The organism is Enterococcus sp. C53 (genome assembly GCF_040887425.1).
GTDB classification, from domain to species: Bacteria; Bacillota; Bacilli; order Lactobacillales; family Enterococcaceae; genus Enterococcus_B; species Enterococcus_B hirae.
In genome coordinates this window covers 392,426-416,666 of the sequence record NZ_JBFOFT010000001.1, presented here as the reverse complement: position 1 = coordinate 416,666, position 24,241 = coordinate 392,426, and the positions used below count along the sequence as shown (strand labels likewise).

Sequence of the window (24,241 nt, the reverse complement as noted above, 5' to 3'; positions counted from 1 at the left end):
ATAACGTTTAAAAGTAAAAATTTACTAATATTAAGAGTCTGGGATATTAATCAGTTATGTTCTGATTAATATCCCAGACTTTTTGGCTCCTCTCGGCTCTATATGGATAATGAAATCACTCTATTAAAACGAAAAACATCAAAGCTAGTAACTCTTACTAACTTTGATGTTTTTTAGATAACTTTCCTTTAGTCACCAAACATGACCAAATTTTTATTCAAATCCTTCTGCCACTGCTTCTGGATAGTTTTCTTCAACGATGTGCGCACAGCGTCCACATAAGTGTGGTAATTTTTCATCAACGCCTACGTCTTTGCGGATTTGACGACAACGATCGCATGTTTGTCCGTCAGCTTTTTCTACTAAAATGGCTACGTCATCAAATTTCACCGCAGCTTCTGGTACTTCTGCGTTAGCTGACATCACTTCATAGTAATCTGGTGACACGATCAACAATTGTGGAATATCCGCATCCACAGCTGTCAGCAATCCACGAACTTGTTCATTTGGATAGATCGTTAACTTCGCTTCCAAAGATTTACCGATCAATTTATTGTTTCGTGCTTCTTCTAAAGCTTTTAACACTTTATCACGGAAGTCCATAAATGCTGCCCAAGTATCCATCAATTCTTCTTGATTTGGATACTCTTGGTAACCTGGAAGTTCACTTAATTGAACAAACTCTTCTTCTTCTTTTAAGAAAGACCAAATTTCTTCTGCAGTATGTGGAATAATCGGTGTTAATAATTTTGTTAAAGCTACTGCTGTTTGATAAAACACAGTTTGCATACAACGGCGTTGGTAATCACTTTCTGATTCGATATAAACAACATCTTTAGCAAAATCCAGATAGAACGCAGATAGATCTACTGTTAAAAAGTTCATTACGGTACGATAGATGTGCATGAAGTTATATTTCTCATATCCTTCTTCACGAATTTCTTTAATCACTTCGTTCAATCGGATAGTCATATATTTATCTACAGAACGTAATTCTTCAAATGAAATCGTATCTTTTTGTGGATCGAAGTCTTCAGTATTTGCAATCAAGAAGCGCATCGTATTTCTGATTTTGCGGTAAACTTCTGCTACTTGGCTTAAAATATCCATGGATACACGTACATCTGCTTCATAATCCACACTAGCTACCCACAAACGTAAGATATCCGCGCCAAATTGTTTGATCACTTTATCTGGCAAGATCGTGTTACCTAACGACTTACTCATCTTACGCCCTTCGCCATCCAGAGTGAACCCTTGAGAAAGGACAGATTTATACGGTGCAACCCCATTGATTGCCACACTTGTAGTAATACTTGAATTGAACCAGCCACGGTATTGATCAGAACCTTCTAAATACATATCAGCTGGGAATGATAGTTCTGGACGTTGACGCAAGACTGCTTCGTGAGAAGAACCTGAATCAAACCAAACATCCATGATATCTGTTTCTTTCGTAAACTGTCCATTCGGTGATCCTGGATGCGTAAAGCCTTCTGGAAGAAGATCTTTCGCTTCTTTCTCAAACCAAATGATTGAACCATGTTCAGCAAACAATTGCGCTACGTGTTCAATCGTTTCCGGCGTAATGATTGCTTCCCCATTTTCAGCGTAAAAGATTGGCAATGGCACACCCCATGCACGTTGACGTGAAATAACCCAGTCGCCACGATCACGGATCATATTATAAAGACGTGTTTTCCCCCAAGGAATAATCCAATCTACTTTCTCTACTTCCTCTAAAATATTTTGTCGGAAATCGTCGATTGATGCAAACCATTGTGGTGTAGCACGATAAATCACAGGTTTTTTCGTACGCCAGTCATGAGGATAACTATGCGTAAAGAAGTCAAGTTTTAATAAAGCACCTTTTTCTTGTAACAAATCAGTAATCATTGGATTCGCTTTGTCGTAAAAGACCCCTTCAAATCCTGGTGCTTCTTCTGTATAAACCCCTTTTGAATCCACTGGAGAAACTACTGGCAATTTATATCTGTTTCCTGCAATATAGTCATCTTCCCCGTGACCTGGTGCTGTATGGACTAATCCAGTACCAGCGTCTAAAGTTACATGGTCACCTAAGATGACTAATGATTCCCGCTCATAAAACGGATGCCAAGCAGTCATGTATTCCATTTCCTGACCAGCAATCTCTTTCAACACCTGAACATCAGACCAACCGATTTCAGTTTGAACCTTTTCTAATAAATCTTTTGCAACGACAAATTTACGTCCATCTGCTTCGATTAAAACGTACGTATAAGTTGGATTTACTGCAATCCCTTGGTTTGCTGGTAATGTCCATGGCGTAGTTGTCCAAATAACGAAAGCTGTATCTTCATCTAACAACCCTTTGCCATCTTTCACATTGAAAGCCACAAAGATAGAAGGAGACTTCACATCTTTATATTCGATTTCTGCTTCAGCAAGTGAAGATTCACTTGACGGAGACCAATAGATTGGTTTCAATCCTTTATAGATATAGCCTTTTTCAGCCATTTTACCGAAAACACGGATTTGTGCCGCTTCGTAAGAAGGATCCAACGTGACATATGGATGCTCCCAATCGCCTGCCACTCCTAGTCGTTTGAAATCTTCTCGTTGTTTGTCGACTTGTGAAAGGGCATATTCACGACATTTTTCTAAGTACTCTGACATTGTCATTTCTTTTCGTTTGATCCCTTTATTGGCTAATACTTGTTCAATCGGTAAACCGTGAGTATCCCAACCTGGAACATAAGGTGCACGAAATCCTGACATTGATTTTGAACGGATAATGATATCTTTACTGATTTTATTTAATGAATGTCCTAAATGGATATTTCCATTTGCATAAGGAGGTCCATCATGTAAGATGAAACTTGGCTTTCCTTCATTTAATTCTTGTCTTTTTTGATAAATTTTATTTTCTTCCCATTCTTTTTGCCAATCCGCTTCACGATTAGGCAAATTACCACGCATTGGGAATTTTGTTTTACCTAGTTGTAAGGTTTCTTTCATTTTCATAAACCAGTTACGCTCCTTCTTTCATCATTTTAAAGAACACAAAAAAGCATGTTCATCCAAAGGGACGAACATGCCGTGGTACCACCCAAATTCAGTTACATGATCATGTAACTCTTAAAAACCAATAACGAGGTCAACCGTTGTTTCTTACTCCTATTTCAGAAACAATTTTCGTAGAGGATCTTTCACTTTGCAGGGTCTTGCCGAACTTCCACTATCATCGGCTCGCTGAAAAGAATGACAAAATGCTTTTCTGTTCTACTCTTCGTCATCACCAGGAATGATCGAAATATCGATCGCCTGTGTATCAAATGCAGTCATTGGTGCTTCCATGATGCCTGTGTCTGAGTTTACATCAGTTTGATTTTCATTGTCAAGTTGTTTTGCTAAAACTTCTTTGATCACTTCATGACTATCTGACACATAGCTTGAGAAAGGTTGTAAAATTTCATCCCATTCTGGACTTTTTACTTGTTCTAATTGAGATTCTAACATCAAGCTGATTCGTTGGTGGAAAACTCGTGTTTTTTTCTTTAAGTCTTCTGTTTCAACTGCTAGCTGTTTTGCTTTTTCAGTTGCATCTGTTAGGATTTGTCTTGCTTTTTCTTCCGCATCTGTCGTTAATTGGTGCGCACGTTTTTCAGCCGTAGCCACTAATTCATCCGCTTTGTTTTGAGCAGATGTCACGATTACTTCGGACTCTTTACTTGCACTTGTTTTAACTTTATCCGCTGTGTCTTGTGCCACGATGATTGACTGATTCAATGCATCTTTTAGTTCATTGAAATATTCTAATTTTTCTTCTGAATGTTTCACTGCTTTTTCAAGTTCACGGTTTCGTTGCGTGATTTCTTCATAGTCACGAACAACTAAATCTAAGAAATCATCTACTTCGTCTTGATTGTATCCCCGCATTTTTGTGGGGAATGTTTTGTTTTGGATATCTAATGGAGTTAAAGCCATGTGTAAACCACCTTTTTGTTTTATTTACGTAATACACCAAATAATACCCTGTATTTTTCTTTTTTAGTTTTTCCTTCAAGTTCTTGAATTTGGATTCGACCAAATCCTCTGATCGAAACGATATCTAATAACTCAAGTAAAAAATCAGGGCGTGTATTTTCTGTCCAATTTACTTTTACTTTTCCAGACTCAATCAGCTGCTTCGAACGCTGTCTGGAAATATTATAAATCTCCGAGATCACGCTGTCTAGTCTCAATGAAGTCACTGTACCTCTTTCTTGTGTCCAACCATCTTTTGGCACAAGTAATTCCGTATACTTGATTGGCTCCATCCGAACAGAGACTTTGCCGATTTTTGTTACTTGCGTTGCTACAAACTGTTCAACTTCTCTTGCAATGAACACTTGCCAACGATCACCATCAGAAATGATATCACCAAAGTAAGCTCGTTTGATACCTGTACCAACCAATGTACCTAATACTTTTCCATGAGTCAAACTAGCAAACTTACTCGGATAATGGATTTCATAAAGTGACACCTCAAAATCTTCGTCAGTAGGCTCATAATAGTCAGGAAAAATCAAACATCGCTTCCGTTCTGCTTGCTCATAACCGCCATAAAATGAAAAGTGTAATTCACTATCTTGACGGATCAGCGTCTCTAGTATATAGGATTGTCTTGGATCAAGAAAGTCAGTAAGATAAGGTGCATATTGCCCTTGTACCTGTTCGATCCAATCACCTACTGAATCGATGAAAGAACGTTCATCTGCACGGAAATGCTGATAAACATTTGCGTCCATATTTTCCCCTCCTATCAGCTACTCCTTTGATCGTTTTAATAAATTGCCATGACTATCCATAAAACGATATGTTGAAGACCTTGTACTGCTAAGTTTAAAATCAAGATCGCAGCTAGAATCGTAAAATCAATTCCACCAAATCGAAGTGGAAGCCGATCAAATAACTGGATATACGGTTCACAGATTTTTGCTAAAAAGCGACCAATCCCTGATTGATATCCTCCTGGAAACCAGGATAAAAGTGCATAAACCATTAACAAAAGACTGTAAAAGTAGGCTGCTCGTCCCAGCAGATTAAGTAATATAAAAATAATATAAATTGTCGTTCCTCCTCTTATAGGTCAAATAGGTTCACGTCTGCAAAAGATTGTGCTGTTGAACTATCGATTTCCATTCCAGTTGGCGTGCATAGAAAAATCTCGTCACCTACTCGCTTAATGTCACCATCTAATGCATAGACAGTGCCAGTTAAAAAATCAACGATTCTTCTCGCTTGTTTTTCTTCTACTAAATGGAAATTTACTAATGTTGCTTCACCAGCAATGATTCGTTTAGCAATAGCCATTGCTTCAGAATAAGCTCGTGGTTCCATGACCGTAATTTTTCCAGCTAAATTTGTTTTAGGTGTAAAAGAAGTTTTTGCTGTTTCTTCTTTACGTGTTTTTTTAGCTGGTGTTTGATGTAATTCAATCACTTTTTTTGTTTCATTTGCCGCTACACTTTCACGAGCAACAGGACGTGTTGTTTGTTGCGCACGTGGCTTTGAGACAGCTCTTGGCTGGCTCATTTGAGATTGTGTTGGCTGTATTGGTTTCTTTTTTGTTGTAGGCTGTGCTACAGCCGGCTTAGATGTTTCAGGATACTCCTCGTACTCTTCCTCATCAGCTAATCCGAAAAAATTAGCAATCGCACCTCTATTTAAAAGTGGCATTATTGTTCCTCCTCGTCTTTGAATAGCGCTGTTCCTACACGGATGAATGTGGCACCTTCTTCGATTGCCAGTTGAAAGTCCTGACTCATTCCCATGCTTAATTCCGTACATGGTGCATGCGAAAAACCTTTCGAATGAACAAGATCACGCAATTCTTTCAGCGTTCCAAATACTTTGCGAATTTGTTTAGCAGAAGCCTCTTTAGGTGCCATCGTCATTAAACCAACAACCTTTATTTTAGACAAAGCAACTAAAGATTCGATAAAAGGAACCAGCTCTTCTGGCGAAAAACCATGTTTGGATGCTTCACCAGATACATTCACTTCCACAAAACAATCGAGGGGTTTTGTTGCCCTTTTTTGTATTTCTTCTGCTAATTTCAAACTGTCTAATGCGTGAAAGCAATCAATTTCATTTATAATCAATTTTACCTTTCTACGCTGCAAATTACCAATTAAATGCCACTTTACATCAGGATAATTAACTAAATCTTGTTTTTTTTGTAACAATTTATCTACGCGGTTTTCTGCGCAGTTTTTTACACCCTGTTCAATCAATTTTTCTGCCGTAGCAGAATCCACTGATTTGGTGACAGCGACTAGTGTGACTTCTTTCGGATCACGATGAACAAGAGCACACGAGTCCTGAATCTCTTGCTCGATTTTTAGCAAGTTGTCAGCAATCATGTGCTCTTCCTCCTTTATTTTTTACGACGGAAAAATGGTGGTGTACTTAATTCATCGTCACCTTTTGCTTTTGTTTCTTCACGATTGAATGTATCAAATTCTTTTTTTTCGATAGGTTCAAAATTCGTTTCTTCAACTCTAGGACGGACATTTTGTTCACGTCTGATGTCCCAGTCACCAAAACTGCTATTTTCTTCTTCAGCAGAGATTGGTTTTGCTTGATCCATATCTAAAACTGTTTTTTGAGTAGATGATTGCATTTGTGTTTGTCTAGCCGGACGACTAGACTTGCGTTCCTTTTTTGATTCGTCGATACCCGTTGCAATAACCGTTACACGGATTTCATCGCCCATTTCTTCATTGATTGATGTACCTAGAATGATGTTAACATCGCCTGTAGCAGCATTTGCTACGATATCTGAAGCATCTTGAGCTTCAAATAAAGTCATGTCTAATCCACCAGTGATGTTAAGCAAGACTTGCTCAGCTCCATCGATTGATGTTTCAAGAAGTGGAGAAGAAATAGCTTTCTTCGTCGCTTCGATCACACGTTCTTCACCGCTTGCTACACCGATACCCATTAACGCTGTTCCTTGGTTTTCCATAACAGTTTTCACATCAGCAAAGTCAAGGTTAACGTAACCTGGGGCTGTAATCAAATCTGAGATCCCTTGAACCCCTTGACGTAATACATTATCAGCTTCACGGAAAGCTTCTAACATTGGTGTTTTCTTGTCAACTACTTCAAGAAGACGGTTGTTTGAGATAATTAATAATGTATCGACGTTTTCTTTCAAACGTGCGATACCTTCAGCAGCAAATCTGCCACGTTTTGGTCCTTCAAAAGTGAATGGTCGAGTTACGACACCGACAGTCAAAGCACCAAGTTCTTTAGCAATTCCTGCTACGATTGGAGCAGCACCTGTACCAGTTCCGCCTCCCATACCTGCAGTAATGAAAATCATGTCAGCGCCATCTAAGGCTTCGCGTAAAGCTTGTTCACTTTCTTCGGCAGCTTTTTGACCAACTTCTGGTTGAGAGCCTGCGCCTAGTCCGCGTGTATATTTAGGTCCTAATTGGATAACTGTTTCAGCTTTTGAATTTTTCAATGCTTGGACATCTGTGTTGGCAGTGATGAACTCAACACCTTTTACATTTTCTTCAATCATACGGTTAACAGCATTTCCACCGCCGCCACCGACACCGATGACTTTGATTACTGCGCCGTCATTGATATTATTATCAATTGAGAATTCCATATTTTATTCCTCCCAGGATGAATTAATCAAAAATTTTTGAAAAGAAACCTTTAATTTTAGTTGTTACATCTTCGTCTGATTTCTTTTGTTCAGGTTCGTCGTAGACCGTTTCTTCTGGAACATCATAGCTATCATTATCATATGATGTCACTTCTTGTTCTACAGTTGTGTGATGCGCGACCACTGTTTCACCTGTCACAGCAATTTTAGCCAATTGATAGACTTCACTCAAGTTAGCTGAGTAATCCACGATGCTGATCACATTAGTAAAGACTGGATTACGAAGTCCCATTTGGTTAGGTACATATAGCTTAACATTCACACCAAAAATCTCTTGTGCCAGATCAACAACACCTGGAAGGCTTGCAGCACCACCAGTTAGTACGATACCACCAGGTAACTCTAGTGCTTCGATTTGGTCTAACGCTTCTTTGGCTTTATTGAAAATCTGTTCCATACGGGCTGAAATCACTTCTGATAAATAGCGTTCATCCACTTTAACAGGTTCAGATTGACCGATCACATCTACTGGAAACTCTTCATTTGCAGAAGTACGTTCTGGATAAGCATCCCCATAATTGATTTTTAACGCTTCAGCATTATTGAATGACGTATTCAACACAATCGAGATATCTTTTGTGACGAACTCGCCACCTTCTTGATCTAGACTAGTGAACTTCAATTGTTTGTCATGCATAACAGCTGTTGTCGTTTGTCCACCGCCCATATCAATCACGATCGTTCCAAAATCTTTTTCTCCATCTGAAAGGATTGTTTCTGTTAAAGCTAATGGTGTAATGACTAATTCATTGACAACCAATCCTGCATTTTCTACACATTTACGGATATTATGAACAATCGTCTTTGGCCCAGTAAATAACAAGCCATACATTTCTAATCTGACACCGATCATTCCACGAGGATCTTTGATTCCTTCGAATCCATCAACGGTAAAGTCTTGTGGCAAAATTGATACGATTTGACGTTCAGGAGGAATTGAACGAACAAGGGCAGCTGAAGCCACGTTTCTGACATCTTCATCGGTGATTTCTTTCGAATCCCCGTTTACTGCAATCATTCCTTGGCAATTTTCCACTTCAAGCAAGTTTGCTGGTAGACCAACACTAACCCCTTTGATCTGTATCCCTGCTTTTTCTTCTGCTTGTCTTACTGCTCGTTGTATCGCTTGGACCGTTTTATCGATATCAACGATAATGCCGCGGTTAATCCCTTCTGATTTTGCGTTTCCTACTCCAATAATATTCATTTGGCTGTCGATATATTCAGCCACGACAACTTTGACAGATGTCGTTCCAATATCAAGGCCTACATACATTCCTGTTTTTGCCATGAACGGGATTCCCTCCTACTTACTATTCCATATACAAGCGAACAACTAACGTCCGTTTTTAAATATACTTTAATAGATATATTCACTGCCTTCAATTCTACCATAAATTACCGGTTTTTAGAAAGTAGATTATCACTTTTTAAAACTGTTTTATTAATTTTCGGTTAAATCTGAAGACGATGAACTTGAATTGTCATCGATTTGGCTAGATTCACTTGTATTCTCTGACTGACCTGCTTGATTTGACTCAACTGATTCCGAAGATTGGTCTGACTGATCACTTGATGCTCCCGATTGTCCTGTGAGATTTTCGGTAGAACTTGTCTGCACAGATGAATCTGTTGCTTCGCCATTCTCCTTCTTGCTTTCACTGTAAGGATAAGAGAAAATCCCTACCTCCATATCAATGACGCCCTTTTCCTTCATCTCTTTAGCGACTTGTGGATAATATTTCATTTGACTGGCTAGATTTTGAATATTGACGATCACTTGGTTCCCATCATTCATATTTAGTTGGATCAAATTTTTATTGCTCTCTTTTGGTGTATATTTGATTTCTGAAATTGCTTTTTGTAATTCTGAAGTTAATTGATTATATTCTTTAACCAATTGACTAATTTTGGCGTTATCTGTGAAATTCTCTAGAATTGGTAAATTCTTAGTCGGATTTGCTACTTTTTCCTTTAAGACTTTTCCATTTTCGATTACAGGAAAATATTCGCCGTCCTTCATCACTAAAGCAATCTCTTTGTATTCTTTGATAGCCAACTCAAAAGTATTGATTGACTTAAAATGCAATTGTGCGCTCTCTACTCTTGGTTGTTCTTTTTTCAATGTATCAAGATATTGGTTTTTATGGAAATACTGACTCCAAACATTTCCATCAATTGCCAAATGAGAGTCGGCAATGGCTATTTGACTCGTAATCATTTGGTTCCCTGAAACTGTTATCCCTTGCAGTCGACTATAAGGGGAAACATAATAAATCAAAAAAATCAGTGGGATCGTTAGGATTGAAATAATAAAAGTCAGTCTTCGATAAAGAACTTTATTTCGTTGATTTTTCAGATTCGGTAGCCGATTTAAAAAAGAGCCATTATAAGGACTACCAATTTTTGGTTGTTCAATTTTTTCAAATGGCTCAGAGTCCCCTTTTTTCATTGGATCAGAAGCGGTTGCTTCTTGCTTCTCACCTTCCGCTGAGTCTGCTTCTTTAGTAGCGGAAGTGGATGCTGCCGGCTCATTTGTATTTTCATTTTTTTCTTCTTTTTGCTCTTCTTTTTGTTCTTCCTTTTTTTCGTGTTCTGCCAAATATTTCCGGTTGGCCTTTTGCCAAGGAGTTAGATTTTGTTCACCCTCAGATTCATTTGGCAGCTTGTCTGGCTTTTTTTTCTTACTCACTAAGACCACACCACCTTTATTTTTGAATTAATGATTTTACTAGCTCGTACATTCTTTCTGATGCGTCTGGGATTCCTTGCTGTTTAGAAGCTAAAGACATTTGTTTTTGTAATTGATCATTAGTCATGATCTCTTCAATCGCTTGTTTTAGGGAACGTCCATCTAATTCGTCATCTTTGATCATCTTCGCTGCATTGTTTTTGACTAAGCTCATTGCATTTTTTGTCTGATGGTCATTCGTCACATAAGGACTTGGAATTAGAATAGCTGGCAAACCTAAAGCTGTTAATTCAGCAATCGAAGTCGCACCTGCTCTACCAACCAATAGATCGCTTGATGCCATTACTTCTGCCATTTTATTGATATAAGGCTGTATGCTGACATTGGCACAAGCAGGAACTTTCGTTTGTATATCTTTATAATAGCGTTCGCCTGAGGCATACAGAACCTGGTATTCCTGATCGAACGACATTAAAAATTCTGTTACTGCCTGATTGATTTTTAAAGCCCCTTGACTACCACCAAAAATCAAGACTGTTTTTTTCTCTGGATCAAGTCCATAAGTGGCTAAAATTTTCGATTTATCCATATCCGCAACTTCTTGCGCCCGAGGATTACCGATCAAAGACGATTTTTCTGCAGGAAAAAATGGAGCAGCATCTTCAAAAGAAAGTGCGATTCGATCCACATAGCGACTTAAAAATTTATTGGTGATGCCAGGCACACTATTTTGTTCATGGATGATCGTAGGAATCGCTAACTTAGATGCCGCATAGACTACTGCACCCGACACGTAGCCCCCAGTCCCAATCACCACATCTGGTTTAAATTCTTTTAAAATTTTTTTTGCTTCTCGAATACTTTTTAAAAAAAGTTGGATAGTCTTCAGATTATGTAGCGAAAGTTTCCGCTGAAATCCTTGTATTTCTAGCGTACGAAAAGGCATCCCGGTCTCAGGAACAATTTTATTTTCTAAGCCTCTTTGCGCTCCAACGTACATAAACTCAGTATTCGGCTCTTTTGTTTTTACATAATTGACGAAGGCTAGTGCTGGATAAATATGCCCGCCAGTTCCGCCACCAGTAACCAAAATTTTCATTCATTCTCGCTCGTTTCTACTTTTGTATAGTTAGTTTATTGACAGCTTCCATAAACCGTTCGCCTCTAATTTCAAAATTAGGGTATTGATCCCAACTTGCATTTGCTGGGGACAATAAGATCGAATCACCCTCTTCACTCAATTCAAGGGCGATCGGTACAGCGGCTTCTGCGTTTTCAGCTGCCTTGATCACAGGGATACCTGCTTTCTTGCCGGCATCCGCTAATCTATTTTTAGTTTCCCCAAAAGTGATCAACGCTTTGATGCCTTTTAAAGCTGGTATCAACTCATCAAATGAATTTCCCCGATCCAGACCTCCAGCGATTAATACTAATTGATCTAACTGAAAACCACTTAATGCCATTTTAGTAGCTAAAATATTAGTGGCTTTTGAATCGTTATAAAACTTCCTTCCTTGAAATTCCCCCACATACTGTGTACGATGCGGTACTCCATGGAAATGGTGTAAAGCATTTTTGATCGCTTCATTTGAGATACCATATAATTTAGCAACTGAGATGGCAGCTAGTGCGTTCTCAACATTGTGTGAACCAGGAACACCCAATTCTGTAATATCCATGATTTTTTCTTGGTTATAGTAGATACTACCATCTAAAGAATAGGCACCTTTAGGTAGTTTTTGTTCCGTCGCAAAAGGTAACACCGTTGCTTTAGTCTTTTTGCTGAGTTCTCTTAGCTCTTCTTGATTCCAATTCAAAATCAAATAATCTTTCTCTGTCATATTCTGTTGTAAATGCCATTTTGCTTTTACATATTCTTTTCTCGTTTTGTGGTAATCGATATGAGCCTCATAAATATTGGTTACTACTGCTACATGGGGACGAAAATCAGTGATTCCCATCAATTGGAAACTAGATAGTTCCATAACGATTTTATCGTCAGCTGTTGCTTCTTGCGCCACACTACTAGCTGGATAACCGATATTCCCGGCTAGGCGAGCTGTTCCTGGCAAATCACCAGCGTTCAATAACAAGCCTGTCATAGTTGTTGTTGTTGTTTTACCATTTGTTCCTGTAATCCCAATAATCGGACATTCCGCTACCTCGTAAGCTAATTCCACTTCCGTAATTACCGGAATACCCAGTTCTTGTGCTTTTTGAACAAATGGATGACTATACGGAATCCCCGGATTTTTCACCATCAAAGAAAATTCTTCATCCAATAATTCAATCGGATGGCTTCCAGCAATCACTTTGACTCCCAGTGATAGCAACTCTTGTGCTTCTGGATTTTCATCAAACGGCTTTCCGTCATTAACAGTGACAAGTGCGCCCAACTCATGTAACAGTTTGGCCGCACTAAATCCACTTTTCGCTAATCCAAGAACAAGGACTTTTTTGTTTTCATATGTTGAAATTTTTTTCATTTCCTGTCATCTCCTACCAAATGAACCATAGTGTTATTAAAGAAGTTACAATACTTACTAACCAAAAAATGATGTCGATCTTCCATTCTGACCAACCACACATTTCAAAATGATGATGGATAGGAGACATTTTGAAGATACGTTTTCCTGTTAATTTGAAAGAAGTAACTTGAAGCATTACACTTGCTGTCTCCATAACATAAATCAAACCAACTAATAACAATGTCCACTCTTGGTTTAGCATAATAGAAATTGCTGCCAATAATCCACCTAATGCCAGAGAACCAACATCGCCCATGAATATTTTGGCTGGTTTACGATTATAAGCAAAAAAGCCAAGTAACCCACCAAGCATACTTAAACAAATAACTAAGACATCATATTGTTGCTGATGCCAAGCAATGATTCCGTACGTTGCAAAAGAGATCGTTCCTAGTCCAGCAACTAATCCGTCAATCCCATCTGTCAGATTAACCGCGTTTGAAAAACCAACAAGCCAGAAAATAGCAAATACCCCATAGAATAGTCCAAGTGGCAACTCTATTCCAAAGAAATTTAACGTACCAGGATAGCCTTCTGAACGATAGACAAGATAAAAAATGATCCCGCCAATGATCTGCCCTAGCAGTTTTTGTTTAGAGTTTAGCCCCATGTTTCGTTTTTTAAAGATTTTAATGAAATCATCTAAAAATCCGATCACACCATATAAAGCTAAAACAAATAGTAGGATGAAAAGAGTAGGCGTCAACTGATTTTGCCAAGCGCCAACCCAAATTCCGGTTAATATTGCTGCAACTAAAAACACCAATCCACCCATCGTTGGAGTTCCGGCTTTTACATTATGCCATTTTGGTCCTTCTTCACGAATCGCCTGCCCTTGTTTTTTCATTTGAAAATACCCAATAAATAGTGGCATTGCTGCAATAGTCATTGCACAACTACTAACGATAGGAATCAATGCTTGTGTCCACTCCATACTCTTTTTCTCTCCCAATTCTATTCTTATTCTTCTAATGTAAAACTTAATTTTTTATCAGTGATTTTTTCATAGGGTGCTAGACTTTGCTCCTTACAGTAACCATCGCCATGGAAGGTGACTTCAACCCCTAAGATTTTCCCTAACTTCATAATATCTGCTTTGGACCAATCGGTGACATCAGGCATTAGATTTTCTCCGCCTGTATACAAGATCAGTTTTTCGCCAGAAATCAATTGATCACCATTTGCAGTAGATTGTTTCTTCACTTTTTCCCCATCACCTACAACGATAGGTTGCAATCCACTTTTCTGTGCATCTGCTGCGGCAACGTCAGCACTTAGATTACGGTAATCTGCTACAGTGATTTTTTCTGTTTTTGCTTCTGGTGAATTTTCTTCTTCACTTTCTTGGAAGTCCATCGCACGTTTCATCAATGGATTAGCGATTTTAGCTAAAGCCATTCGATCGTAAGTCTTAGGATGTTTCATCGTAATGTATAAAACATACTCTGGATCTTCAGATGGAACCATTTCGACGATGGAATATAAGTATGCTGTATCACCAGTTTGGTACCCACCTTTATCAGAAGCAATCTGTGCCGTACCAGTTTTAGCTGAAACATTATAACCCGGCACACTATATACCCCATATGCACTACCATAATTTTCGCTTTCAACTACGTCACGCATATATTCTCGTACTTTTTCGGTCGTTTCTTTTGAAAATGGTTGCCCTAATACTTCCGTTTGCGTTGTACGCTCTTCATTCGTTGCAGGATCTACAACTTTACTGATGTAGCGTGGTTGGATCATCGTTCCATTATTTGCGACGGAAGTGAAAGCTTTCATCATTTGGAAATTTGTAACACCAATCGCTTGTCCATAAGAACTCATTGCGCGGTCAACGATATTTTCCGTTGGCAAAGCACCATTTACTTCATCATCTAGACCTGAATGAGTACTTTGACCAAAACCTAATTTTTGTAGGTAGTTGTACCAAGTACCGCCCATTCGTTGCTCTAGCATTACCATCCCAACATTACTTGACCAAGATAACGCTTGTCGCATCGTAAGAACTCCTTTTGCTCCAAAATCGTGGTCGTTGATCGTCGCATCAGCAACTTTTATTTTCCCAGATTGGTACGTTTCATTCTCATTGAATTTCCCTTCTTGGATCGCTGCTGCAGTCGTGAAGACTTTCATAGTTGAACCAGGCTCATAGCTATCTTGCACTAAGAAATTACGCCAAACAGCATCCTTGCCGGTTAAGCCTTCCATCGTTTCAGGATTAAAAGTAGGTCGTTGACCCATTGCTAGAATTTCTCCAGTTTTCGCTTTCATCAACATGGCTGTTAATTCTTCTGGTTGGTATTCTTCATTCACTTGATCCATAAGCGTTTCAAGATAACTTTGTAAACGACTATCCAACGTCGTATAGATATCTTGTCCGTCAACTGCTTTCACTTCTTCTGCCACTGTTCCTGGTAGAGGATTTTGGTAGTTGTCTTTTTGGTAAACGATCTTCCCATTTTTACCACTTAAAATATCATTATAAGCAGCTTCTAGTCCGAGCTTTCCAACTAAGCCATTTTCATTTTTATCTGGAACAGCATAGCCGATAAAGTGGGAAGCAAATTCGCCGTTAGGATACATCCGTGCGGGATGATCTTCAAAATACAGACCGACTACTCCTGCTTTCTTCATATCGTCTTCTATATTCTGTTTGGTCTCTTGACTGATATTTTTTCCATAAGAACCAAATTCAACTTGATATAGATTATTTTTGGCGCCATCTTTTAAGATTTGTAAGGCATCGTTCTTTTCTATAGAGAGATTTTTATTTAGTATCTCGGCGATTTTGTCAAAGTTCTTTTCTTCGGCATACAATTTTTTGTCACCAGAAGTATAAGTTTTTGAAAGGATTGCTTTGATTGAGTAAGAAGTGGCATCTTCTGCCAAAGCGACCCCATTCCGATCATAGATCGTTCCTCGTTTTGCTTTTACGACCTCGCTCCCTTTGTAAAGTTGTTCGGTCTTTTCTGCCAAAGAGGTTCCTGCCACGTGACCACCGATCACGATATAAGAAAAACGAACGGCAAATAAAAAGAACAATCCAATACTCGTAGCAAATAAAATGATACCTACTTTTTTGCGATTGTTCGTCGGATTTAGATTTTTCTTTTCCATAAACCGCCGGAATTTATTTTTAAGACTCATTTACTTCACTTTCCTTAAATTGTCGTCATTGATTGACAACCCTTTTTCTTCTGCGATTTTTTTGATTCGTTCAGTACGTGATAATTCATTTTTTTCCTGTACTAAACTAGTTTTTTCTTGATTTTTTTGAGTGATCTCTGTTTGAATCGTTGTGATTGCTTTTTCGACACCACTAATATTTGTTCGTAACATGACTGTTAAGACACATAGTGCGATCACTGAAAAAATAATACTTACTACTGCTAATTTTTCTAAAACAGAAATATGTTTTAGGCGTTTAGCCGGTGATTGAGGGCGTACGATTTCTTGATTTGAATCTGGCAATTGTTGTTCTGGTTGATCAACCACTTCTGGTAAATCATATGGATATTCTTGGACTTTTTTTAATTCTGCCATTACGCTACTCCTCTTTCACTCGTATTTTTTCAGCAATCCGTAATTTTGCACTACGTGATCGATTATTTTCACTTAGTTCTTCTTCTGATGGAAGAATTGGTTTTCGATTAATCAACTTCAGCTCTGGCTGAAATTCTTCAGGAACAACCGGTAATCCGGGTGGTAAATCTTGAACGGTACTGTATTCTTTGAACATACTTTTGACAATCCGATCTTCTAATGAATGGAAGGTGATCACACTGATTCTTCCATTGATTTTTAATAGCCGAATCGCCTGTTCTAATGAAGCTTCTTCTGCACCTAATTCATCATTTACTGCAATTCTTATTGCTTGGAAAATTCGTTTAGCTGGGTGTCCACCTTTTCTTCTTGCTGGTGCAGGAATCACATCTTTAATGATTTCTACTAATTCACCAGTTGTTTGGATCGGATGGATTTTTCTTACTCGTTCAATTTCTCGAGCAATTTGTTTAGAAAATTTTTCTTCGCCATAACGAAAGAAGATTTTTACTAATTCATTATAGGAATACTCATTAACAACGTCATACGCTGACAGAGGTGCTGATTGATCCATACGCATATCCAAAAGAGCATCCTGATGATAACTAAAACCTCTTTCAGCTTCATCTAATTGTGGAGAAGATACGCCTAAATCATACAAAATACCATCGACTTGAGGAACATGCTCTTTTATCTTTGCTTCTAATTCACGAAAATTCGCTTTGATAAAAGTAACCATACCTTTTTCAATGTATGGGGCTAACCGTACTTTTGCATGATCAATGGCTTTTTGATCCTGATCGAATGCATAAAGGTGCCCGTTTGTATTTAATTGGCTCAAAAGATATTCACTATGTCCGGCACCGCCTAGTGTACAGTCTACATAAATGCCATCTGGTTTGATGTTCAAGCCATCTACCGTTTCTTTCAACATGACTGTATAGTGTTGAAATGTCTCAGTCATTAGTCAGCCTCTTCCTATTCTTATAGTCCAAAATCAATCATATTTTCAGCAATTTCATCAAAGTTTTCTGCTGCCACTTCAGAAAATTCTTGCCATCGTGCCTCATCCCAAATCTCGATTCGATTGGATACACCAATGACAACACATTCTTTCGTTAAAGCAGCGTAGTTTCTTAATGTACTGGGAATGTTGATCCGTCCTTGTTTGTCTAATTCACATTCAGTGGCCGCCGAGTAAAAAAAACGCACAAAAGTTCGAGCATCTTTTTTCGCTAAAGGCATGTCGTTCAGTTTTGTTTCTAAATTCGCCCACTCTTTCATTGGATAGCCAAAAAGACAGCCATCTAATCCACGCGTGAGAACGAATTGTTCACCTAACTCTTCACGAAGTTTTGAAGGTACGATCATACGACCTTTTGTATCAATATTATGCCGAAATTCGCCCATGAACATTGAAACTACCCCCATCTCTCCACTAACTAAAATTAGTCTACCACAATCCCCCACTTTCTACCACCTTTTATGGGAAATCAGAGAATAACTTTTTTATTAGTAAAAAAAATTTTAAGAATCAAGCTGTAAAAAGTCTTTAAAAAGACTTTTTACAGCTTGATTGGCTTTTTATCAAAGATACGAGAGAAGATTTAAGACGATTAAAACGACATAAAAACCACTTGTTAACAAGAAAGCAAGACGCCAAGTCATTTTAAGATAACGTGAATAGATAATTTCATCATAGTAATACGCCTGGAATACAGCGATACAAATCGCCATCAACAAAAGTGAAATCATAAAGAAAGGAAGGAAGGAAACTGTCGCAGAATTGCGTGACAATGCATGCATCCCTCCCCATAAAAAAGGAACGGCAAGATCAGGCGCTTTGATTTTAAAACGACGATCTAATGAAAAAATTTTCACTAAAAAATTACAGCCAAACAACACGATGGCTGGAAAGATATACCAAAATAAAACAAGTGGCGTAAAAGTGCCCATCTAACAAAACTCCCTTTCATAGTTGGTTCAAGTATACCTGATGTATTTTACACAACTATTTCATTTATTTTAAATTTATAAAGTTTTCTACTATTTTTACTTCTTAGATAAAAATCTAATCCAAATTGTATGAGTCCACTCCTTTAATACTACCTTTTTCCTGTTCCTAGCAAATCCCATTTTCCAAGCTCTTTCACTGTGTTCTATTCTGATATTCGTTATAATAGATGAAAGAGCGTATTAGGAGGTTCAAAAATGATCAAGTATTTTTCTATCGAGGATCGACAATTGGTCAATACTCAAAAAGAAACAGCAGATACGATTTGGTATTGCGTCGAACGTCCAAGTGAAGATGAAATCCAACAAATCACACACCAATTTCAAATTCCGTCTGATTACATTACTTCTATTTTAGACGATGCTGAAAATTCACGAGAAGAAGAATTTAATCAGACCAAATTAACAAAACCAGCGTTATTATTATTGCAATACCCGTTTCCAAAAACAAGCCCAAGCGGCTATTTTCAAGTAGATACTTACCCTTTTTCTATTATTGTGACACCTAAAAAAAAGCTTATCACAATTACGAATCATGAACCACTCTTTTTGAAAAAAGTATTTAGTCAAGCTTTTGCTGAAAATGATTTACCAGCCAACTTAAATATCTTCATGCAATTATTGTGGCAAATTACTTTTTCCTACAATACTTATCTCAGCACCTTACAATCGCAATGCGATGTTTTGGAAAAACAATTGCGTGTCTCAACAGAAAATAGTCAACTGTATCAAATCATGGATATCCAAAAAAGCTTGGTTTATTTCAAAGAAGCAACCACGGCTAACTTGACCACTTTAAAAACCTTAGTAAAAAACAAAACGATTCAAGAAAACCACGCTTTAAAAAATCATCTCCATGATGTGATTATTGAAACCGAACAATCACGCACTACCGCTCGAATTCAATTAAAACTAGTTGAACAAATGAATCAAACCTTTTCAGCGATTGTTTCTAATAATCTAAATAATATTATGAAAATTTTAACTTCTCTAACGATCATCTTAACGATCCCGACCATCATTGGTAGTCTATATGGAATGAATATCAAGCTTCCTATTGCAGGAAGGGACGATGCGTTTTTATGGATTATTCTACTGATGATTTTTATCAGTATCGCTACTGCTTATTATTTAAAAAAGGGAAAGTTTTTATAACCGTCCCCTTGTGAAGAAAAGTAAAAGGAGTTAAACTAAAGACAACTAAAAAATTTCGAGGTAAAAATTATGCGCGAGAATAAACAAACAAGTACTTTTTCAAAAATCACTAAATTCGTTGTTTGGACCATGTTGATCTTAACGATTGGTTCAGTTGTCTTGACTGCAGTTATGAGTGTCATGTAAGAATGGCTTAAAAACCAACAAGTCCCGCACTTCCCAAAAAGAAGTGCGGGACTTGTTTTTTACCTTGCTAGGAAAGAATGTTCGCTTGCTAATGGTTCGTTTTTTATAAGAAAGCCAAGTGTCGTTTTAGTTGCTGCCATACAAGTAGCATCTCTGAGTCAAATAACTGTTCATTCTAAGATATCCTCTTCTCTTAGACTGCTCAGGCTTCTACCTATTTTTCTATTTACTTGCTAAGCGTAATAATTCTTTGGCATGCTCGACTGTTAATGGGGTAATTTCACTTCCAGCTAACATTCGGGCAATTTCGGTTTCTCGTTGTGTGGGTTGTAGTTCGGTAACCGATGTTTGGGTACGCCCATCAATGACTTCTTTTTGAATATAGTATTGAAAATCGGCAACTGCAGCGACTTGCGGTAAATGGGTGATACACAAAACTTGTGAGTGACATGAGATCTGTGAGATCTTATCTGCAATCGCTTGGGCAACTCGGCCGCTTACTCCTGTATCCACTTCATCAAAAATGATACTAGTCACACCTTGTTCTGAAGAGAAAATAGTTTTTAACGCCAACAACATACGTGATAGTTCCCCACCCGAGGCAACTTTTACTAATGGCTTCAATGGTTCTCCAGGATTTGTGGTTATGTAAAATTCCACTTGGTCCAATCCATTAGCATCTAATTGTCCATTTTTTTCAGATGAAAAACGGACTTCAAACTCAGTGTTTTCCATATATAGACTTTTTAATTCCGTTAAGATTGATTTTTCTAGTTCTTTAGCAATTTTTTTTCTTGTTTTATGCAGTGCTAATGCTTGTTCTTGCAAGAACGTTTCTTTTTTAGTTAATTCCAGTTGCATTTTTTCTAGTTGACCTTCTGAGAAATCAGAAGAATCCAGTTCTTTAGTGATTTCTTCGTAATAATCAAGGATTGCTTCCACTGACTCCCCATATTTGCGTTTCAACTGACGAATCAATTCAAGCCGTTGATTGACTTCTTCTAATCGGTTTTCATCCAATTCCAACAGATCGATTTGGCGACTCATGTCACCAATGGCATCTTGAAGTAAATAATAAGCACTTTGAACATTCTCAACGATTGCTTCATATTCATTATCTAGATGAGCAATGCTTTGTAGTTCAGAAACAGCTAAACCAACGTTATCCACACTACTGGGTTCTCCCGCACTCAATGCACTATAACCACTAGCAAAACTATCCACGATCTTTTGATAATTGCTTAATTTTTCTCTTTCCTCGCTTAACTGTTCCTCTTCGCCAACTTGTAAATCAGCTGCTGCGATTTCTTCTTGTTGAAAATGAAGCATGTCGATCCGTTGAACAAATGATTTTTCATTTTGTTGGACTTTCCGCATTTTTCGTTCGAGCTCACGATAGATAGCATACTCTTTTTGATATTTTTTCTTTTGTTGTTGAAAAGTACGATCACCAAAACGATCCAATAAATTTAAATGGGCTTCTGGTTGTAATAGCTCCTGGTGTTCATTTTGTCCTTGAATATCAACTAGATAACTTCCGATCCTTCTAAGGTTTGCCAGCGTAACAATATGTCCATTGACTCGGCAGACATTTTTACCCGTTAATGCCATATCACGACGAACAATCAAGTTATCACCATCTGATTCGATGCCCAGTTCTTCCATCAATTCAGTAAATCCTTCTTGACTTGGCCATTCAAACAACCCTTCTAAGATACACTTATCGGCTCCTTGGCGAATATAATCACTGGAGCCTCTACCACCAGCCAGTAATCCAAGGGCATCAATGATAATCGATTTACCTGCCCCGGTCTCGCCAGTTAGAGCTGTCATTCCTTTATGGAAAGACAAATGCAATTCCGGAATAATCGCAAAATTAGTAATACTGATCTCTTGTAACAAGGCAACCACTCCTCAACTCAAAGGTAATGTAAAAAATCCATTTTCAATGCAACTGCATCTTCTTCTGTTCGTGTGATCATCAACACATTATCGTCATCATTAATGATGGAAAACAATTCTTTTTTATATCGTTTATCAATTAAATTAGCCGCAGCAGAAGCGTTGCCTGGTAAAGTTTTTAAAATGACAAATTTTTCCATTTGATCAACAGCCACAAATGCATCTTTCAATAACTTTTCTAATTTTGTACTAACGTCTTCAGTAGTTTCTGCAGGAAGACTATAGCGATAACCTCCATCAGCTGCAGGAACTTTGATGAGTTTGAGTTCTTTGATATCTCTGGAAATCGTTGCCTGCGTCACTGAAATCCCTTTGTTTTTCAGGATCTCCACAAATTCTTCTTGTTTTCTGATATCATTTTCATTTAGTAGCCGGGTAATCAAACGATGCCGATCTTTTTTTCGCATACGTTCTTCGCTCCTTTACGTATTCTTCCTTACTATGATAGCTCAATTCAAACGCTTAATAAAGAAGAATCCGCTGTCTTCTTTATTGCTTGCCCGTCATTATTTGTGGTTAAACTGGTTGTGGGCTTCTTGGACGATCTTTTCGGGTGCCACATCTGGTGATAACGTTCCTTGATCAGAAACTTTTTTCAAATGGGCTAAAAATTCAATGTTCCCTTCTCCACCGGTTATTGGCGAATAACTTAAATCTAATACATCATACCCATGCATCGCAGCAAAGTGTAAAATATCCTCAATCACTTGTACATGCGTTTGAGGGTCACGAACGATCCCATTCTTGCCAACTGCTTCTTTCCCCGCTTCAAATTGTGGTTTGATCAAAGCAATCACTTCGCCACCGTCAACTAAAATTTCGTGTAATGGTACTAACATCAAACGTAAAGAAATGAATGATACATCGATGACGGCAATCTCTGGGGTTCCTTCTTGAAAATCTTCTGGTTTGGCATAACGAAAATTCGCTCTTTCCATTACTACAACTCGTTCATCTTGTCTGATTTTCCAAGCTAATTGATTATACCCAACATCCAGAGCATAACTCATTTTTGCACCATTTTGTAAAGCCGCATCGGTAAAACCACCCGTTGATGCTCCAATATCCAATAATATTTTACCTTCTACAGATAAATCAAAGACCTTTAGTGCCTTTTCTAATTTCAATCCTCCACGAGAAACATAAGGTAATTTTTTGCCTTTGATCTGTAATTCACTACTTACAGGGATTTTTTCCCCTGGCTTATCGAAACGTTCATTTTTTTCGTTATAGATCAAACCAGCCATAACTGAACGTTTGGCTTGCTCTCTCGTTTCAAACAAGCCTTGTTTGACTGCTAAAACGTCTACGCGTTCTTTTTCCATTTTTTTCTCCATTTCTATACACTGAATTGCTGAACTAATTGACGTAAAAGTTGTCCATCGAATGAACATACCGTTTGTTCTAACTGATCAATCATTCGATTCGCCGCATCAATCTCATTTTCAAGTGCGCTTTTTGTTTCTTCGATACCTAATAAACCTGGATAAGTCGTTTTTTCCATTTTAGCATCTTTACCAGCTGTTTTACCTAATACTTCAGTCGTGCTAACCACATCGAGCAGATCATCACGAATTTGAAAAGCAAGGCCTAGATAACTGGCTAATTTTTGTAGGCTAGCTAAAACTTCCTCCGGTTGGTTTGCTAATACTCCTCCCGCTAATAAAGCGTAGTGCATCAAGCGACCAGTTTTTCTTTCGTGGATAAACATTAATTCCTCTAATGTTAATTGTTTTGTTTCTCCCTCGATATCCGCTGCTTGACCAGCAACCATCCCTTGGGTTCCCGCATTGATTGCTAATTGTTGCAGCAGTAAAAGTTTTGGTGAGTTTGCTAAATGAGCCATACTGATGAGTTGAAAGGCACCTGTCAATAACCCATCTCCTGCTAAAATAGCCAGTGCTTCCCCGTAGACTTTATGGTTTGTTGGTTTCCCGCGGCGTAGATCATCATTGTCCATTGCCGGAAGATCATCGTGAATCAACGAATACGTGTGGATCATTTCCAAAGCAGCTGCTACTTGATAAGTTGTTGTATTGATCGATTCGCCAAACGCAGCTACTGTACTAAGTAAAAGCAAAGGACGAATCCGTTTGCCTCCAGCGCGAACGGAATAAAGCATACTTTCTTTCAACTGTTCATCAGAAGTGTAGTCATTTAGAAAAGAAACAATTTCTTCTTCTACAGAAGATAGATGGATCGTTGAAAAATCAGCCAACTTCATTATGCTTCCTCATTTCCTTCAAAAGTAACTTCTTCATTTGCCTCTGACATCATTTTCGTCAAAGTTTTTTCAGCTTTAGTTAAAGTATCTTGGCAATGCTTACTTAATTCCATTCCTCGTTTAAAAGCATCTAAAGCAGATTCTAAAGGTACATCACCTTGTTCTAATTCCATGACAATTTTTTCTAATTCTTGTAATGATTCCTCAAATGTCGGATTTTCCAT

General features: G+C 38.0%; 24 protein-coding genes. 2 read left to right on the top strand and 22 right to left on the bottom strand.

The annotated features are described in order from the left end of the window. Nucleotides 1–213: 213 nt before the first annotated feature. The 17 genes from ileS to AB3I42_RS02000 all read right to left on the bottom strand — a co-directional run bounded on the left by ileS (nucleotide 214) and on the right by AB3I42_RS02000 (nucleotide 18,433). A complete protein-coding gene (gene ileS / locus AB3I42_RS02080; protein WP_181914593.1) occupies nucleotides 214–3,006 on the bottom strand; it encodes an isoleucine--tRNA ligase in 2,793 nt (930 codons plus the stop codon). Between the two features lie 258 nt (nucleotides 3,007–3,264). Beyond that, on the bottom strand, nucleotides 3,265–3,969 hold the full coding sequence (locus AB3I42_RS02075) for a DivIVA domain-containing protein (protein ID WP_010719771.1): 705 nt from the start codon (nucleotides 3,967–3,969) through the stop codon (nucleotides 3,265–3,267). A gap of 20 nt (nucleotides 3,970–3,989) precedes the next feature. Beyond that, complete coding sequence (locus AB3I42_RS02070; protein ID WP_010738197.1) at nucleotides 3,990–4,772, bottom strand: RNA-binding protein; 783 nt, start codon at nucleotides 4,770–4,772, stop codon at nucleotides 3,990–3,992. A gap of 35 nt (nucleotides 4,773–4,807) precedes the next feature. Further along, nucleotides 4,808–5,077: a YggT family protein gene (locus tag AB3I42_RS02065; protein ID WP_034686156.1), complete on the bottom strand. Its 270-nt coding sequence runs from the start codon at nucleotides 5,075–5,077 to the stop codon at nucleotides 4,808–4,810. Nucleotides 5,078–5,106: 29 nt separating this feature from the next. Continuing rightward, nucleotides 5,107–5,703, bottom strand: coding sequence for a cell division protein SepF (locus AB3I42_RS02060; RefSeq protein WP_010719773.1), 597 nt, complete (start codon nucleotides 5,701–5,703; stop codon nucleotides 5,107–5,109). Then, on the bottom strand, nucleotides 5,703–6,389 hold the full coding sequence (locus AB3I42_RS02055; RefSeq protein ID WP_010719774.1) for a YggS family pyridoxal phosphate-dependent enzyme: 687 nt from the start codon (nucleotides 6,387–6,389) through the stop codon (nucleotides 5,703–5,705). Before AB3I42_RS02055 ends, AB3I42_RS02060 begins: the two co-directional genes overlap by 1 nt. Before the next feature lie 14 nt (nucleotides 6,390–6,403). Continuing rightward, a complete protein-coding gene (gene ftsZ, locus AB3I42_RS02050) occupies nucleotides 6,404–7,648 on the bottom strand; it encodes a cell division protein FtsZ (protein WP_010719775.1) in 1,245 nt (414 codons plus the stop codon). Nucleotides 7,649–7,670: 22 nt separating this feature from the next. Then, nucleotides 7,671–8,999 carry a cell division protein FtsA gene (gene ftsA / locus AB3I42_RS02045; protein WP_010719776.1) on the bottom strand — a complete coding sequence of 443 codons (1,329 nt, stop codon included), beginning with the start codon at nucleotides 8,997–8,999 and terminating at the stop codon, nucleotides 7,671–7,673. A 153-nt stretch (nucleotides 9,000–9,152) separates the two neighbouring features. Then, nucleotides 9,153–10,400 (bottom strand): cell division protein FtsQ/DivIB, encoded by a 1,248-nt coding sequence (locus AB3I42_RS02040; RefSeq protein WP_306690249.1) that lies wholly within the window; start codon nucleotides 10,398–10,400, stop codon nucleotides 9,153–9,155. A 16-nt stretch (nucleotides 10,401–10,416) separates the two neighbouring features. Beyond that, complete coding sequence (murG, locus tag AB3I42_RS02035) at nucleotides 10,417–11,499, bottom strand: undecaprenyldiphospho-muramoylpentapeptide beta-N-acetylglucosaminyltransferase (protein ID WP_010738199.1); 1,083 nt, start codon at nucleotides 11,497–11,499, stop codon at nucleotides 10,417–10,419. Nucleotides 11,500–11,515: 16 nt separating this feature from the next. Then, a complete protein-coding gene (gene murD, locus AB3I42_RS02030) occupies nucleotides 11,516–12,886 on the bottom strand; it encodes a UDP-N-acetylmuramoyl-L-alanine--D-glutamate ligase (RefSeq protein ID WP_368022233.1) in 1,371 nt (456 codons plus the stop codon). Nucleotides 12,887–12,899: 13 nt separating this feature from the next. Next, nucleotides 12,900–13,862, bottom strand: a complete 963-nt coding sequence (mraY, locus tag AB3I42_RS02025) for a phospho-N-acetylmuramoyl-pentapeptide-transferase (protein WP_181914594.1) — start codon at nucleotides 13,860–13,862, stop codon at nucleotides 12,900–12,902. Between the two features lie 26 nt (nucleotides 13,863–13,888). Continuing rightward, nucleotides 13,889–16,081: a penicillin-binding transpeptidase domain-containing protein gene (locus AB3I42_RS02020; protein WP_081123051.1), complete on the bottom strand. Its 2,193-nt coding sequence runs from the start codon at nucleotides 16,079–16,081 to the stop codon at nucleotides 13,889–13,891. Beyond that, nucleotides 16,082–16,477, bottom strand: a complete 396-nt coding sequence (gene ftsL, locus AB3I42_RS02015; protein WP_010719782.1) for a cell division protein FtsL — start codon at nucleotides 16,475–16,477, stop codon at nucleotides 16,082–16,084. A 4-nt stretch (nucleotides 16,478–16,481) separates the two neighbouring features. Continuing rightward, nucleotides 16,482–17,441 (bottom strand): 16S rRNA (cytosine(1402)-N(4))-methyltransferase RsmH, encoded by a 960-nt coding sequence (rsmH, locus tag AB3I42_RS02010; RefSeq protein WP_010738202.1) that lies wholly within the window; start codon nucleotides 17,439–17,441, stop codon nucleotides 16,482–16,484. 20 nt (nucleotides 17,442–17,461) lie between these two features. Beyond that, nucleotides 17,462–17,893, bottom strand: coding sequence for a division/cell wall cluster transcriptional repressor MraZ (gene mraZ, locus AB3I42_RS02005; RefSeq protein ID WP_014834189.1), 432 nt, complete (start codon nucleotides 17,891–17,893; stop codon nucleotides 17,462–17,464). A 171-nt stretch (nucleotides 17,894–18,064) separates the two neighbouring features. Then, the gene (locus AB3I42_RS02000; protein ID WP_010719785.1) at nucleotides 18,065–18,433 is read right to left on the bottom strand and encodes a DUF3397 domain-containing protein; all 369 of its coding nucleotides are present in this window, start codon (nucleotides 18,431–18,433) and stop codon (nucleotides 18,065–18,067) included. 255 nt (nucleotides 18,434–18,688) lie between these two features. Between AB3I42_RS02000 and AB3I42_RS01995 the strand changes: the two genes are divergently transcribed. Then, complete coding sequence (locus AB3I42_RS01995; RefSeq protein WP_010738203.1) at nucleotides 18,689–19,645, top strand: magnesium transporter CorA family protein; 957 nt, start codon at nucleotides 18,689–18,691, stop codon at nucleotides 19,643–19,645. A 69-nt stretch (nucleotides 19,646–19,714) separates the two neighbouring features. Continuing rightward, entirely contained in the window at nucleotides 19,715–19,831 is a 117-nt protein-coding gene (locus AB3I42_RS01990; protein ID WP_010719787.1) for a DUF4044 domain-containing protein, read from the top strand. Between the two features lie 222 nt (nucleotides 19,832–20,053). On the opposite strand, the gene recN is transcribed toward AB3I42_RS01990, so the two are convergent. The 5 genes from recN to AB3I42_RS01965 form a co-directional block, all read right to left on the bottom strand. Beyond that, nucleotides 20,054–21,733: a DNA repair protein RecN gene (gene recN / locus AB3I42_RS01985; RefSeq protein ID WP_010719788.1), complete on the bottom strand. Its 1,680-nt coding sequence runs from the start codon at nucleotides 21,731–21,733 to the stop codon at nucleotides 20,054–20,056. A 17-nt stretch (nucleotides 21,734–21,750) separates the two neighbouring features. Beyond that, nucleotides 21,751–22,200: an arginine repressor gene (gene argR / locus AB3I42_RS01980; RefSeq protein ID WP_010719789.1), complete on the bottom strand. Its 450-nt coding sequence runs from the start codon at nucleotides 22,198–22,200 to the stop codon at nucleotides 21,751–21,753. Between the two features lie 99 nt (nucleotides 22,201–22,299). Further along, a complete protein-coding gene (locus tag AB3I42_RS01975; RefSeq protein WP_010738204.1) occupies nucleotides 22,300–23,118 on the bottom strand; it encodes a TlyA family RNA methyltransferase in 819 nt (272 codons plus the stop codon). A gap of 14 nt (nucleotides 23,119–23,132) precedes the next feature. Beyond that, nucleotides 23,133–24,017, bottom strand: coding sequence for a polyprenyl synthetase family protein (locus AB3I42_RS01970; RefSeq protein WP_368022232.1), 885 nt, complete (start codon nucleotides 24,015–24,017; stop codon nucleotides 23,133–23,135). Next, nucleotides 24,017–24,241 (bottom strand): exodeoxyribonuclease VII small subunit, encoded by a 225-nt coding sequence (locus AB3I42_RS01965; RefSeq protein ID WP_010719792.1) that lies wholly within the window; start codon nucleotides 24,239–24,241, stop codon nucleotides 24,017–24,019. The genes AB3I42_RS01970 and AB3I42_RS01965 overlap by 1 nt, the downstream gene beginning before the upstream one ends.

Coding starts and splice junctions, on each gene's coding strand:
- ftsA (WP_010719776.1), bottom strand. CDS start 8,999: ATGGCAAAAACAGGAATGTATGTAGGCCTTGATATTGGAACGACATCT.
- AB3I42_RS01975 (WP_010738204.1), bottom strand. CDS start 23,118: ATGGAAAAAGAACGCGTAGACGTTTTAGCAGTCAAACAAGGCTTGTTT.
- ftsL (WP_010719782.1), bottom strand. CDS start 16,477: ATGGCAGAATTAAAAAAAGTCCAAGAATATCCATATGATTTACCAGAA.
- AB3I42_RS01965 (WP_010719792.1), bottom strand. CDS start 24,241: ATGGAAAATCCGACATTTGAGGAATCATTACAAGAATTAGAAAAAATT.
- AB3I42_RS01970 (WP_368022232.1), bottom strand. CDS start 24,017: ATGAAGTTGGCTGATTTTTCAACGATCCATCTATCTTCTGTAGAAGAA.
- AB3I42_RS02055 (WP_010719774.1), bottom strand. CDS start 6,389: ATGATTGCTGACAACTTGCTAAAAATCGAGCAAGAGATTCAGGACTCG.
- ileS (WP_181914593.1), bottom strand. CDS start 3,006: ATGAAAATGAAAGAAACCTTACAACTAGGTAAAACAAAATTCCCAATG.
- argR (WP_010719789.1), bottom strand. CDS start 22,200: ATGCGAAAAAAAGATCGGCATCGTTTGATTACCCGGCTACTAAATGAA.
- ftsZ (WP_010719775.1), bottom strand. CDS start 7,648: ATGGAATTCTCAATTGATAATAATATCAATGACGGCGCAGTAATCAAA.
- AB3I42_RS02075 (WP_010719771.1), bottom strand. CDS start 3,969: ATGGCTTTAACTCCATTAGATATCCAAAACAAAACATTCCCCACAAAA.
- AB3I42_RS02000 (WP_010719785.1), bottom strand. CDS start 18,433: ATGGGCACTTTTACGCCACTTGTTTTATTTTGGTATATCTTTCCAGCC.
- AB3I42_RS01990 (WP_010719787.1), top strand. CDS start 19,715: ATGCGCGAGAATAAACAAACAAGTACTTTTTCAAAAATCACTAAATTC.
- AB3I42_RS01995 (WP_010738203.1), top strand. CDS start 18,689: ATGATCAAGTATTTTTCTATCGAGGATCGACAATTGGTCAATACTCAA.
- mraZ (WP_014834189.1), bottom strand. CDS start 17,893: ATGTTCATGGGCGAATTTCGGCATAATATTGATACAAAAGGTCGTATG.
- murD (WP_368022233.1), bottom strand. CDS start 12,886: ATGAAAAAAATTTCAACATATGAAAACAAAAAAGTCCTTGTTCTTGGA.
- rsmH (WP_010738202.1), bottom strand. CDS start 17,441: ATGACTGAGACATTTCAACACTATACAGTCATGTTGAAAGAAACGGTA.
- AB3I42_RS02020 (WP_081123051.1), bottom strand. CDS start 16,081: ATGAGTCTTAAAAATAAATTCCGGCGGTTTATGGAAAAGAAAAATCTA.
- murG (WP_010738199.1), bottom strand. CDS start 11,499: ATGAAAATTTTGGTTACTGGTGGCGGAACTGGCGGGCATATTTATCCA.
- mraY (WP_181914594.1), bottom strand. CDS start 13,862: ATGGAGTGGACACAAGCATTGATTCCTATCGTTAGTAGTTGTGCAATG.
- AB3I42_RS02060 (WP_010719773.1), bottom strand. CDS start 5,703: ATGCCACTTTTAAATAGAGGTGCGATTGCTAATTTTTTCGGATTAGCT.
- AB3I42_RS02070 (WP_010738197.1), bottom strand. CDS start 4,772: ATGGACGCAAATGTTTATCAGCATTTCCGTGCAGATGAACGTTCTTTC.